This window comes from Peribacillus sp. V2I11 (assembly GCF_030817135.1).
Taxonomy (GTDB): domain Bacteria; phylum Bacillota; class Bacilli; order Bacillales; family DSM-1321; genus Peribacillus; species Peribacillus simplex.
Map to the genome: position 1 here is coordinate 4,582,960 of NZ_JAUSYW010000001.1, position 12,484 is coordinate 4,595,443.

Annotated in this window: 13 protein-coding genes; 12 read left to right on the forward strand and 1 reads right to left on the reverse strand. The window is 39.3% G+C overall.

The window, feature by feature from the left end:
- Positions 1-12 precede the first annotated feature (12 nt).
- The 7 genes from rpmG (at position 13) to QFZ73_RS22450 (ending at position 6,652) form a co-directional block, all read left to right on the forward strand.
- Positions 13-162 carry a 50S ribosomal protein L33 gene (rpmG, locus tag QFZ73_RS22415; protein ID WP_251428333.1) on the forward strand — a complete coding sequence of 50 codons (150 nt, stop codon included), beginning with the start codon at positions 13-15 and terminating at the stop codon, positions 160-162.
- A gap of 80 nt (positions 163-242) precedes the next feature.
- Positions 243-512, forward strand: a complete 270-nt coding sequence (rpsN, locus tag QFZ73_RS22420) for a 30S ribosomal protein S14 (RefSeq protein ID WP_214795881.1) — start codon at positions 243-245, stop codon at positions 510-512.
- Positions 513-588: 76 nt separating this feature from the next.
- Entirely contained in the window at positions 589-945 is a 357-nt protein-coding gene (locus QFZ73_RS22425) for a hypothetical protein (RefSeq protein ID WP_307270854.1), read from the forward strand.
- A 1,390-nt stretch (positions 946-2,335) separates the two neighbouring features.
- Positions 2,336-4,510: a DNA topoisomerase III gene (locus tag QFZ73_RS22435; protein WP_307270858.1), complete on the forward strand. Its 2,175-nt coding sequence runs from the start codon at positions 2,336-2,338 to the stop codon at positions 4,508-4,510.
- Between the two features lie 102 nt (positions 4,511-4,612).
- Entirely contained in the window at positions 4,613-5,041 is a 429-nt protein-coding gene (gene mntR / locus QFZ73_RS22440) for a transcriptional regulator MntR (RefSeq protein ID WP_063234342.1), read from the forward strand.
- 220 nt (positions 5,042-5,261) lie between these two features.
- Positions 5,262-5,957, forward strand: a complete 696-nt coding sequence (locus QFZ73_RS22445; RefSeq protein WP_251428343.1) for a class I SAM-dependent methyltransferase — start codon at positions 5,262-5,264, stop codon at positions 5,955-5,957.
- Positions 5,957-6,652 carry an AIM24 family protein gene (locus QFZ73_RS22450; RefSeq protein ID WP_307270864.1) on the forward strand — a complete coding sequence of 232 codons (696 nt, stop codon included), beginning with the start codon at positions 5,957-5,959 and terminating at the stop codon, positions 6,650-6,652. The genes QFZ73_RS22445 and QFZ73_RS22450 overlap by 1 nt, the downstream gene beginning before the upstream one ends.
- Positions 6,653-6,760: 108 nt before the next feature.
- On the opposite strand, the gene metA is transcribed toward QFZ73_RS22450, so the two are convergent.
- Positions 6,761-7,669 carry a homoserine O-acetyltransferase MetA gene (gene metA, locus QFZ73_RS22455; protein ID WP_251428345.1) on the reverse strand — a complete coding sequence of 303 codons (909 nt, stop codon included), beginning with the start codon at positions 7,667-7,669 and terminating at the stop codon, positions 6,761-6,763.
- Between the two features lie 166 nt (positions 7,670-7,835).
- Between metA and QFZ73_RS22460 the strand changes: the two genes are divergently transcribed.
- The 5 genes from QFZ73_RS22460 to QFZ73_RS22480 all read left to right on the forward strand — a co-directional run bounded on the left by QFZ73_RS22460 (position 7,836) and on the right by QFZ73_RS22480 (position 12,482).
- Complete coding sequence (locus QFZ73_RS22460) at positions 7,836-8,369, forward strand: hypothetical protein (protein ID WP_251428348.1); 534 nt, start codon at positions 7,836-7,838, stop codon at positions 8,367-8,369.
- A gap of 78 nt (positions 8,370-8,447) precedes the next feature.
- Complete coding sequence (locus QFZ73_RS22465; RefSeq protein ID WP_251428351.1) at positions 8,448-8,924, forward strand: glutathione peroxidase; 477 nt, start codon at positions 8,448-8,450, stop codon at positions 8,922-8,924.
- 140 nt (positions 8,925-9,064) lie between these two features.
- Complete coding sequence (locus QFZ73_RS22470) at positions 9,065-9,910, forward strand: DegV family protein (protein ID WP_307270875.1); 846 nt, start codon at positions 9,065-9,067, stop codon at positions 9,908-9,910.
- Between the two features lie 53 nt (positions 9,911-9,963).
- Positions 9,964-10,608 (forward strand): HD domain-containing protein, encoded by a 645-nt coding sequence (locus QFZ73_RS22475; RefSeq protein ID WP_251428356.1) that lies wholly within the window; start codon positions 9,964-9,966, stop codon positions 10,606-10,608.
- Entirely contained in the window at positions 10,605-12,482 is a 1,878-nt protein-coding gene (locus QFZ73_RS22480) for an ABC-F family ATP-binding cassette domain-containing protein (protein ID WP_307270878.1), read from the forward strand. The genes QFZ73_RS22475 and QFZ73_RS22480 overlap by 4 nt, the downstream gene beginning before the upstream one ends.
- Positions 12,483-12,484: the final 2 nt, after the last annotated feature.

Sequence of the window (12,484 nt, forward strand, 5' to 3'; positions counted from 1 at the left end):
GGAGGAAAAAAGATGAGAATTAATATTACGTTAGCATGTACGGAAACTGGAGATCGCAATTATATTACTACAAAGAATAAACGAAATAACCCGGATAGAATTGAACTAATGAAATATTGTCCACGATTAAAAAAACGTACGTTACACAGAGAAACCAAATAAAGCATTAAGAGAATAAATTAAATAAGCAAAAGCATTTATAATAAAACGTAATCATTTCGATTTGCAAAAGGGGCATTATTATGGCGAAAAAATCAAAAGTTGTTAAAGAACAAAAAAGGCAGGAGATGGTGATGAAATATGCAGCCATTCGTGCAGAGTTAAAAGAAAAAGGTGATTTTGAAGCACTAAGAAAACTTCCTAGAGATTCTTCACCTACACGGCTTAAGAACAGATGTGAAGTAACTGGAAGGCCTAGGGGATATCTAAGAAAGTTCAAAATGTCTAGGATTGCTTTTAGAGAGTATGCTCACAAAGGTCAAATACCGGGTGTGAAAAAAGCTAGTTGGTAAAATATTCAATCTTCCAACTACCAGATGTTAAAATCTGGTAGTTGGTGTTTTTATGGAAATATTAAGGGGGGAATATATGGAGCGGATTAATCCTATCTTAATGGAATTTTTACTTCGAAGTGTTATCAAAAAATTACCTGATATACATAGAGAAGTTTACCAGTATATTGAGAGTATGGAATATCAATTAGAGGAAGTTTCTGTGGATGAAAAACAATTTCTTCAGTTAATGATTGAGAAATCTCCATTTAAAGCGGCAGCAGACCACTTCTCTCTCCATATCTCTACAATAAAGGAAATAATGGATGAGGCACAAATGGAAATAGATAAATCTATAGATAAACGGTGTAATCGAATTAAATGGATTGATTATACCGATAAATTAAAGCAATCCGATAAAACTACCCAGCGAACATTTATCTTTTTATCTTAAACTTAAAACCATTTGCGCAAAAGATAACTTAACCATTCTAATTTAAGTATTGAGTTATTTTCCAATGATACTTCATTAATTTCCTTTTGAGTTAAGGGAAAAAGACTAATCTGGTGACTAGTTCAATAGCATTATGTATGGCCCAATTTACCCTCACGATTTAAGATTGGTTGCATGCTATAAACTCGGTATATTGACTCGGTATATTGATGAAAAAAAACAAATTAAATGAAGGGCATTCTGCACATACACCCGAGACCGAAGAGTATGGAATATCATCGTTTATTTATGCAAGAAGATTGCCTTTTAATTCAGATGCAGCCTATTATGAAGAAATGAGTAAAGATATTAATAAGTTTAAGGGAAACTGGGGGTAAACCTTTTACAGGGTTGGCTCTTCTTTTAGTGAGCTGATTAACCTTAGGAGTAACCCCCATAACAGGCAAGTGTTCGGACTGCCTTCAAGTAAACCTATAGTTCATTCATGGTAATTGCATATCAAACCAACCTTTTAACAGTTAATTTTTAAATGACGTAATTAAATCTGATGCTAAAAGATTAGAGCCACTTACTCCTTTCAAATATTTTAAACTTCCCTCACTCGACCAATCAATGTTTTGAATATTGGTTAAACTCTTAGAAATTTCAGTATTGTTCAAATGATTAGACATAAAATTATAGTTCTCTGAAATATTAGTGTTTCCAGCAATAGATAAAGCATTTAAACAAAATATATATTAGTTAATCTATATTTTTTGTAATCTCTCCATTGATTAGGCAATATATTTTAATTTCATTAAAGTAATAGAGTGAAATATATATAATTTTTTCTTTGGGTATTTCTGCTAATTCTGACTTTATCCGTCAATAATTTAAAAAATTATGGATGTTTTGTAGTGTGATATGCTTTTCTTTATTTCTCTTACCAATAAGAGTTCCGATGCTGTAAAAAGGGCTATCAGGATCAGGATTAATAATAAGTTGGTTGCAAACCAGCTAAGATTATCGTTGTTTCTTTTCAAATATCTGCTTAATGAAGATCCAATTCCTTTAGCTTTTGTATTGAAAATTAAAAAATTCAATTTCTGCATCTTCATCTAAACAGTGAAAGGCTAGGAAGGGCACATTTAACATCGCACTTGCTTCTTATTATATATACTCCGAATTTCCCCTAATCTATCCACCATCCATAGTTTGCCCATTAATCTCCCTATATTTGGAGGATTATTATCAGAATCCTGAAATTCCCACTCTTCACCGAAGTTAAGCAATCATTTCATGCTTCCTATAGAACAGTTCAGTAAAAACGAAGTCATATCTAGCCGATTGTGATAATTAAGGTATAATGATAGGGGAAAGATATTTTGTAACGGATTAGGTGAAGATGATCATGAAGCTAATCATTGCGGAGAAACCAGATCAAGGTTCAACGCTAGCAGCTCAATTTAAAACGAAGAAACAGCAAGGCTATATAGAAATCATGCCGAATGAACTTTTCCCCGATGGAGCTTATGTAACTTGGGCCGTCGGGCATTTATGTCAACTCGTTTCGCCGGAAACCTATCATTCAAAATGGAAAAAATGGTCGATGGAAACGTTGCCGATGATTCCTGAGAAATTTCAATATGAAGTGACCGGACAGAAGGCAAAGCAATTCAATGTCGTAAAGACTTTGCTTAGGAAACCGGAAGTCGATGAAATCATTCATGCAGGTGATGCCGGGCGTGAAGGAGAATTGATTGTACGCAATATCGTTAATCTATGCAATGTCAATAAACCGATGAAACGGTTATGGATTTCCTCTTTGACCCCAAAAGCGATTTATGAGGGGTTCCAAAATCTGAAGAACGAAGAAAAAACCAGGCCGCTCTATTATGAAGCGTATACGAGAGCTTGTGCGGATTGGGTTGTGGGAATGAATGCGTCGAGAGCGTATAGTATTTTATTGCAACAAAGGGGCGTTTCGGATGTGTTTTCAGCTGGAAGGGTGCAAACACCGACTCTAGCTTTGATTGTGAAGCGGGAATTGGAAATTGAGCAATTCAAGTCTGAGCCGTTCTGGGAAGTGTTCGCTGACTTCAAGATGGATGGAAAGAAATATCAGGGGAAATGGCAGCAGAACAATGATCCGAGAATCAAGACAAAAGAAATGGCTGAAAAAATTGCCGCCTTTTGTAAGGGTAAGGAAGCTGAAATAGCTGAAATGGATACAGAAAGGAAAGAATTTCAGCCGCCTTTGTTATTTAATCTATCGTCATTGCAAGCGACAGTAAACAAGATTTATAAATATTCACCGAAACAGACGCTTGATATTGTACAAAGTTTATATCAAAAAGGGATCGTTTCTTATCCACGGTCAGATTCCAATTATGTGACGGAGGGGGAAGCCGAAACATTTCCTGATATTTTGCAAAAACTAAGCGGATTTTCGGAATATGAATCCCTGTTTCCTTTGCCTCAACCGAACATCATGAATAATAAACGGTTTGTAAATGAAAAGAAAGTGACTGATCACTATGCCATTATCCCGACGGAGCAGGTAACGGACCCAAAGCGGCTTTCCGCTGAAGAACGGAATATATATGACTTGGTGGTACGCAGGTTGATTGCGGCCCATTATGAGAAAGCCATATTCGATTACACCACCATTAAGACGCTTGTCGATAAGCGTGCCGAATTCATTTCTAAAGGCAAGCAGCAGATTCAAGAGGGATGGCGCAAAGTGATTTTCCAAAATGACAAGGATGATGATGATATCATTTTGCCGTCCGTTTCAAAAGGGGATTCTGGAAAGGTCGCCAATATAAAGGTGAAAGAAGGAAAAACCCAGCCTCCTAAGCGCTATACAGAAGGTCAGCTGATCACTTTGATGAAAACTGCCGGAAAGCATCTGGATAATGAAGAGTTAGAAAAGGTGTTGATGAAAACCGAGGGTCTTGGAACCGAAGCAACTCGGGCTGGCATCATTACCATGCTCAAAGACCGTAAATATATCAATGTGAAAAAAAACCAGGTATTTGCGACAGATAAAGGGAAAGTGCTGATTACTGCCATCGGGGAGAAAATCCTGGCTTCACCCGAGATGACAGCCAAATGGGAACAGCGTTTAAGAGAAATTGGTGAAGGAAAGGCTTCAGCTGGCGGCTTTATGGAAGCTGTTAAAAAGATGTCAGCAAAAATCATCAGTGATGCCGTGGAATCATCGGAAAGCTGGGATTTTCAGGGGTTGGACACCGAGTCGATTCAACGGAGCGGCCCTAAAAAGAGAAGCTCGGCATCTATGGGCAGCTGTAAACTATGTGGTTCTAAGATTGTCGATAAAGGGGAATTCTATGGATGTGTAAGTTATCAAAAAACAAAGTGTAACTTCACTATCTCCAAAAAAATCCTTAATAAGAAAATCAGTCAAGCAAATATAAAAAAGCTGTTGTCGAGCGGTGAAACGGATTTAATAAGCGGTTTTACAAAAGGGGAAAAGACCTTTGATGCCATTTTATCATGGTCCGATTCTGAAAAGAAGATCAGTTTTACATTTCCAACAGAACAAAACGTCAAGCAAACTTGAGAAGAAACACTTCATTAAAGGCGCCCGAGACGATATCTTCTTGTTTCGGGGTCGTTTATATAGTAAAATTTTTAGATATGCGTTTGAATGGGAGGATTCCGAATGCCTACACCGAGCATGGAGGATTACATAGAACAAATTTATTTACTTATTGAAGAAAAAGGATATGCAAGAGTTTCCGATATTGCCGAAAATCTTTCCGTCCACCCATCTTCTGTTACAAAAATGGTTCAAAAACTTGATCAGGAAAAATATTTGATATATGAAAAGTACCGGGGTCTCGTTTTAACTGCAAATGGGAAAAAAGTTGGTAAAAGGCTCGTATACCGTCATGAACTTTTAGAACAGATGCTAAGGTTGATTGGGGTCAAGGAAGAAAATATTTATCATGATGTAGAAGGAATTGAACACCACCTTAGTTGGAATGCCATCGATAGGATTGGAGACCTGGTTGAATTCTTCGAAGAATCTCCTGACCGTGTCGAGGATTTACGAAAGATACAAAAAAGAAATGAAGAAAATTCAAAATAAGCTGCCGCTGGCAGTTTTTTTTATGTGTTTGAAAATCATCTGTTTTCTTGAACCGGGCATTGTTCATTTTACAAATAAGGTGTACAAAGCAGCGACGTTTTAAAAGAGGATTTTTTAATTATGAGCAGAATAGCTATAAAGAAGCCCCGGTATTTTGATTCGGGAAAATATTTTTCAGGAACTTATTTAATTAGGGGTTAAATGGGAGGGTGAATTTCTGATGAATTTACATACATGGCATAAAGAGTCGAAAAAGGAATGGGATGTTTTTGCACCTATGTGGGTGAAGAATTCGCAAGAAATGTGGGAAACGGGGAGCCGGAAAAACATTATTCCTTTCTTTTCTGAATATGTCCCGTCGGGAGTGAAGGTGGCTGACATAGGCTGTGGAGATGGAGTTGGTTCCTTGAAATTGGCCGAAGCGGGATTTAAAGTAACCGGAGTAGATTTATCCAATGTGATGATTGAATTTGCAAAGGGAAAAACTGCTCAACAACCAGAACTTTCTTTTCTGCAAGGAGATTTTTATAATCTTCCATTCAAAGATGAAGAAATGGATGCGGCAATGGTCATTAATTCTTTGGAATATACGGGTGAACCATTAACGGTGATGAAGGAAATTCAACGGGTAGTAAAGCCTGGCGGTTATGTCTGTTTCGGGATACTTGGTCCAACAGCTGAACCACGAAAAAAATTCAGTTTTCAACGGTTATTAGGGGATAAAGTCATCATGAATACAATGCAACCTTGGGAATTTGAAAAAATGGCTTTAGAAACGGGATGGAAGGCAGTTGCTGATACCGGCGTTGCAAAGAGAGGGGTGGACTATACAAAACTGGGGCATTTTTCAAAGGAATTGAAGCAAGCTGTATCGTTCATGTGGCTGTTCCTTCTTCAAAAAGAGGTGGGGCAGTGATGGAGAAGTATCAAATCGATCAATTCGTTGAAAAGACGAAACAGCAGGATAAAGGGCAAGGCTTATTTGAACTTGAAACGGAACGAATTCTGGAGATTAATTTGGAAAAGCAGATTTGGGCAAAAATGGGGACGATGGTCTCTTATCGCGGACATATTAAATTCGAGCGGGAAGGCATCTTGGAGCATGGCCTTGGAAAACTCTTCAAAAAAGCCTTGACTGGTGAGGGTGCATCTTTGATGAAAGCGACTGGAAGCGGCAAGCTATACGTCGCGGATCAAGGGAAGAAGATTTCTATTTTACAGTTAAATTGTGAATCGATCTGTGTTAACGGAAATGATTTACTTGCATTTGAGCCGGGGATTCAATGGGATATAAAAATGATGCGGCGCATTGCCGGGTTATTGGCGGGGGGATTGTTCAACGTAAGGCTCGAGGGAAGAGGCATGGTCGCATTCACTTCCCATTATGAGCCGCTTACTTTAATGGTGGAACCTGGGAATCCGGTCTATACGGATCCGAATGCCACAGTAGCTTGGTCAGGTGAATTGCAGCCTGAATTCGTAACGGATGTTTCATTGAAGTCTTTCTTTGGAAGGGGAAGCGGCGAATCCGTTCAAATGAAATTCGAAGGTCAAGGATTTGTGGTCGTCCAACCCTTTGAAGAGGTATATTTCGGTAATAAGGAATCATGAAACAAACAACCTGAGTCAGAAACTCAGGTTGTTTGTTTCATGATAATCGGAAGTGGCTGCCCAAAAAACGATTCACTTAAAAGTGAAAGCTTCTTTTTTCTTACCCTTTCAATCCCACTCATAAGGGGTTGATTGGTAGACATAATAGTTCAGCCAATTCGAGAACATCAGGCTGCAATGGCTCTTCCAGCGGTGAAGAGGTACCTTGGTCGGATCGTTATCAGGAAAGTAATTTTCAGGGAGTTGTGTATTGATCCCACGCTCCCTATCGCGCTTGTATTCTTCACCTAGGGTATCGGCATCATACTCGAAATGTCCGGTAACCATAATTCTTTTTCCATCAACCGAAGCAGCCATCAATACACCAGCTTGATCGGACTGTGCGAGTACCTTCAATTCAGGATGGTTAATTAATTTTTGATAGTCAATATCCGTATGGCGTGAATGAGGGGCCATAAAATAATCATCGAATCCGCGGACTAGATTTTCATTCGGTTCAAGGACCTCATGGGTGTATACGCCGAAGCATTTCTCCGGAAGTTCGTATTTGCCTATACCATAATGATGGTACAGTGCAGCTTGTGCCCCCCAACAGATATGTAGGGTGGATGTGACATTTTCGCTTGACCAGTTCATGATATTCTGCAGTTCTTCCCAATAATTAACGTCTGAAAATTCCAGCTTTTCTACTGGAGCGCCTGTAATGATCAAGCCGTCATATTTCTTCGTGCGAATATCATCAAATGATTTGTAAAATTGATCTAAATGAAATTTACTTGTGTTTTTTGATTCATGGGTACTCAAGCGCAGGAATGATATATTTACTTGAATGGGAGTATTGCCAAGAAAGCGCAGTAACTGGGCCTCCGTTTTTTCTTTCTCTGGCATTAGGTTTAAAATTAATATATTCAATGGACGGATTTCCTGATTGGTAGCTCTTTCCTCATCCATTACGAAGATATTTTCCTGTTCTAAAATTTCCCTTGCCGGCAGTTGTTCCGGAATTCTGATTGGCATGATTAGCCTCCTTCTTCAAAAATCATAATATTTTAATTATATAGAAAATTATTGAATAGAAAAGCTATTTTAATAATTTCTTGTAAATCCCGAAGGAAAAGGCCTGCAAATGGTAAAATGGGAAGAATGAATACATAAACTATGAAGTTGGAGAGGTGTTTTGAGATTGTTTGATCCTACAGCATTTGAGAACATGAAAGTGGTATTGGAAGGAGCGGTTTACGACCGTGACTTCATTGGAGATATATTGGTCATAAACCGTGATGATATAGTGAATCTCTCAACCATGTCCAGATCATATAAGATTGAGATGGAATTGAAAAAACCACTCGCGCCTTTTTCGATTAGCGGTGCCATTGAGTTACACGCTTCCCTGCAGAACCTAAGTTCGGAGTTGCTCGATGCCGATAATGAAGATATGCATTCGGGCTGCACGGTCAATATTTTCATTTCTTTTCCCAAAAAGCTTGATGAAGTGAATGCTGAACAATTGTTGAACGACCTGGAAAAAATTTGGGGAGATCAGAGAATCATTACAGTGACGACCAGCGATACGGTCAGTAAAAAAATGCAACCCGTTACTTCTTCTATATATAAAGTTTCATTTGGAAGGCTTGTAAAAGAAGAGCAAATGGATGATTTGGAAGACATGGTAGAGTATTTGATTCAATCCATACAAGCAGTGAAGATTTCGGGATGATAGGAAAAGGATAAAAGTTGGTAAACCTACCTTTAAATACTGTAAAATGAATCATCATACTAAAGGGAGAGATCATACATGTCCATTTACGAATTTGAAGTCAATAAAATCAATGGCGAAACCATCTCGCTTGAGGAATATAGAGGGAAAGTGATGATTATAGTGAATACCGCAAGCAAATGCGGTTTTTCGCCACAGTATGATGATTTGCAAAGCCTGTATGTACAATATAAAGAGGATGGGGTTGTCGTGCTTGGTTTTCCGTGTAATCAGTTTTTGAATCAGGAGCCTGGTGATGATCTGGAAATCGATTCATACTGCAAATTGAATCATGGTGTAACATTCCCGATGTTTGCAAAAGTGAATGTCAATGGAAAGGAAGCCCATCCCTTATTCAGCTATTTGACTGAAAATGCTCCTGGAGTGATGGGGTCCAAATCGATAAAATGGAATTTTACAAAGTTTTTGATTGATCGTGATGGAAATATCGTCAGTCGGTATGCTCCTAAAACAAAACCTCTGGAAATGGAAGATGATTTAAAAAAATTATTATGAAGAATGATATCGAGTCCAACGGAAGCTTTAGTTGGACTCTTTTTTTGAGGTAAGTAATTTAATGCATGCATCCGTTTTTTTAAGGGGACAGATGGTTTGGATGTTGAATATAATAGAAGACACAAATGAGGGGGGAAACCATGGAACGAATTGCATGGGTAACAGATAGTACGGGAACTTTAGACGAAGAATTATCATTGAATGAACATGTATACGTCGTTCCGATGGTCGTCATCATCGATGGGAAGGAATATGAAGATGGCGTCGACCTATTACCTGAGGAATTATACCGGCGGATGAGTGAGGAAAAAATCACCGCCACTACGTCACAGCCCTCGGTCGGCAGATTCCAAGAGTTATATAAGGAGCTTGAAAAACGCTATGATCGAATCATAGCCGTACACCTTTCAAGTGAATTGAGCGGGACCGTTTCCGCGAGCAGGCAAGCTGCACAAATGGTTACGATCCCCGTTGACGTTTTTGATACTTTACTTATTTCCTTTCCAATGCTATTAATCTTGAAAAAGCTCATGCATTATATTGATAATGGCGAATCCATCAATGATGCCTTCGTCAAAACGAGGATGTATGCGGATAACCATGAAACCTATGTATTAATAGGTTCTTTAGATCAGCTGCATCGCAGCGGCAGGTTAACAAACGCACAGTTTATTCTAGGAAGCCTATTGAGCTTTAAACCCATCATTTCAATCGAAAAAGGTCTGCTTCACACTAAATCTAAACCTCGGAACCTTAAAAAAGCGGAAAAACAGATCTTCACTGATTTTCGCAGATCAGTCGAAGCGGGAAAAGTAAAAGAATGCACCATATTATATGGTGCAGTGTCGGAGCAGGCACAAAGATGGAAAAAGATGATTTCCGAAGAATTTCCTCATGTGTTGACCCATGTATCCCCACTGGGCAGTGCCATCGGGGTGCATACCGGTGAACAGACGATTGGGATCAGTTGGTTCAATGAAGATTAAAGCACACCATTATTGAGAACCATGGTAAAATAGAAAGGACATGGAGTGGTGAAATGAAACAAACGATGATTGAATTAACGGAGAAGTATGTATATGACCAATTGAATTCTGATGCCAGCGGCCATGATTGGTTCCATATCGATCGGGTTCGTAAGCTGGCTTTACATATTGCAAAAGAAGAACGAAAAGGAAATGAATTCATCATTGAATTGGCGGCTCTGCTTCATGATATCCCGGATGATAAACTAAACCAGGATGCCGATGGAGGCTGGAAAAAGCTTGACCTTTGGTTTGATGAAATAAAGTTGGATATTGATAGTGTGGATGCCATCAAACAGATCATCAATACAATTTCATATAGTGCACGGCAGTTGAAGCTTCCTTCGATCGAGGCTGAAATTGTTCAGGATGCAGACCGCTTGGATGCAATTGGTGCCATTGGCATAGCCAGGACATTTGCATTTGGCGGAAAAAAGGGACAACTTATGTATGACCCTTCATTGCCCATAAGGGAAAATATGACCAAGAAGGAATACAGGAATGGCAAAAGCTCTTCCATTCATCACTTTCATGAAAAATTATTGCGTTTGCAAGATATGCTCAATACTTGTACGGCCAAGAAGATTGCAAGTGAAAGGCATGAATATATGGTAGGGTTTTTAGAGGAATTTAAAAAGGAATGGGATGTACGATTATGAAAGTTTTTAGCATGGAATATGTAATGAAAACCCAAGGGGAAAAGCTGCTTTTTAAAGATGTCTCTTTTTCCATTACCGAAGGGGAAAAAATCGGGATCGTTGGTATAAACGGCACCGGTAAATCGACATTATTGAATATCATCGCAGGGTTGGAAGACAGTGATTTAGGAACGAAGGATCATCCGAATGATTATACGATTTCCTATCTATCCCAAGATCCGCATTTTGATGAGAAATTGACGATCATGGAGTATATGTATGAAAGTTCAACTCCTGTATTTTCGCTGATTAAAGAGTATGAAAAGACGCTCGTTCAACTCCAGGTAGACCCTCAGAATAGCGCAATACAGGACCGTTTGTTAAAACAGCAACAGGATATGGACACGCTTGGCGCCTGGGATACAAGTGCCAATGCCAGAACGATACTGACCAAGCTTGGTCTTCCTGATCATTCAAGGAAATTGGGGGAACTTTCAGGTGGTCAAAAAAAACGTGCGGCCCTGGCAAAAACCTTGATTGAGACCCCTGATTTACTGATTTTGGATGAGCCTACGAACCATCTCGATTTCGAAAGCATCACTTGGCTTGAAGAATATTTGGGGAAATATCAAAAGTCCGTTTTATTTGTAACCCATGATCGATATTTCCTTGATCGTGTGTCCAATAAGATTTGGGAAATTGCCCAAACGCAGCTTTTCGAATACAAAGGAAACTATGCGGATTATTTAGAATCTAAGGCCATTCGTGAAGAGAATGAATCGGCTGAAAGAACGAAAAAGGAAAGTCTATTCAAAAAGGAACTGGCCTGGATCCGTAAAGGTGCCAAGGCCCGTACAACGAAACAAAAGGCCAGGATCCAACGCTTCGAAACATTGGAATCAGGTGTAAAGGATAAGCAGAAAACCGACAACCTGGAAATGGAATTAAGCGGTGCCCGTCTTGGGAAAAAGGTACTCGAGATGCGGGATGTCTCTAAATCCTTCGGTGATCGAGCCATCATCAACCATTTTTCTTTCCTCTTGAAACCAGGTGATCGGATTGGGATCGTCGGTAATAATGGCAGTGGAAAGTCAACCTTGTTAAATATCCTGGCCGGACGGGAATCTATAGATGAAGGAAACCTGGAAAAAGGGCAAACTGTGAAAATAGGCTACTATACACAAGAAAGCGTAGATATGGATGAGAATTTGCGCATGATAGAGTATATTCGTGAAACGGCGGATTCAATCGCGCTTAAAGATGGTAGTTTCATTTCGGCTGCGCAAATGCTTGAAAGGTTCTTGTTTCCAATGGGGTCGCATGGGACGCCAATTCGCAAGCTGTCCGGTGGGGAGAAAAGGCGTTTATATCTCCTTAACATATTGATGTCGGCACCTAATGTCCTGCTTTTGGATGAACCGACGAATGATTTGGACACGCAAACCTTGACCGTTCTGGAGGATTATTTAGAAACGTTTTCAGGTGTAGTCATTACTGTATCACATGATAGGTATTTCTTGGATAAAACGTGCCATCAGCTTCTTGTTTTCAAGAATAAAGGTGAAATAGATTTCTATTACGGCAATTATTCAGAGTTCTTGGAAGAAAAGAAGGAAGAGGCCGTGCCGGTAAAAGCACCAGAACCTCAAATGAACCGGACCGATAAGAAAAAGAAAAAACTAACTTATGCGGAAAGTAAGGAATGGGAAGAGATAGAAGGGAACATGGAACGGGCAGAGCTGCGCCTGAAGGACATAACATCAGAAATGTCAGCAGCGGGAAGCGATTTTGAAAAAGTCCGCCTGCTGCTTGAAGAAGAAAGGGAACTAACGGATAAATTAGACCATTTGATGGAAAGATGGACGTATTTAGCGGAAAAATTGGAAGAGGAATGAGC

Bases quoted from the DNA above. Each gene is read 5' to 3' on its own strand.
- QFZ73_RS22480 (WP_307270878.1), top strand. From the start codon at position 10,605: ATGAAAGTTTTTAGCATGGAATATGTAATGAAAACCCAAGGGGAAAAG.
- QFZ73_RS22475 (WP_251428356.1), top strand. From the start codon at position 9,964: ATGAAACAAACGATGATTGAATTAACGGAGAAGTATGTATATGACCAA.
- metA (WP_251428345.1), bottom strand. From the start codon at position 7,669: ATGCCAATCAGAATTCCGGAACAACTGCCGGCAAGGGAAATTTTAGAA.
- QFZ73_RS22465 (WP_251428351.1), top strand. From the start codon at position 8,448: ATGTCCATTTACGAATTTGAAGTCAATAAAATCAATGGCGAAACCATC.
- QFZ73_RS22470 (WP_307270875.1), top strand. From the start codon at position 9,065: ATGGAACGAATTGCATGGGTAACAGATAGTACGGGAACTTTAGACGAA.
- rpsN (WP_214795881.1), top strand. From the start codon at position 243: ATGGCGAAAAAATCAAAAGTTGTTAAAGAACAAAAAAGGCAGGAGATG.
- mntR (WP_063234342.1), top strand. From the start codon at position 4,613: ATGCCTACACCGAGCATGGAGGATTACATAGAACAAATTTATTTACTT.
- rpmG (WP_251428333.1), top strand. From the start codon at position 13: ATGAGAATTAATATTACGTTAGCATGTACGGAAACTGGAGATCGCAAT.
- QFZ73_RS22425 (WP_307270854.1), top strand. From the start codon at position 589: ATGGAGCGGATTAATCCTATCTTAATGGAATTTTTACTTCGAAGTGTT.
- QFZ73_RS22445 (WP_251428343.1), top strand. From the start codon at position 5,262: ATGAATTTACATACATGGCATAAAGAGTCGAAAAAGGAATGGGATGTT.
- QFZ73_RS22450 (WP_307270864.1), top strand. From the start codon at position 5,957: ATGGAGAAGTATCAAATCGATCAATTCGTTGAAAAGACGAAACAGCAG.
- QFZ73_RS22435 (WP_307270858.1), top strand. From the start codon at position 2,336: ATGAAGCTAATCATTGCGGAGAAACCAGATCAAGGTTCAACGCTAGCA.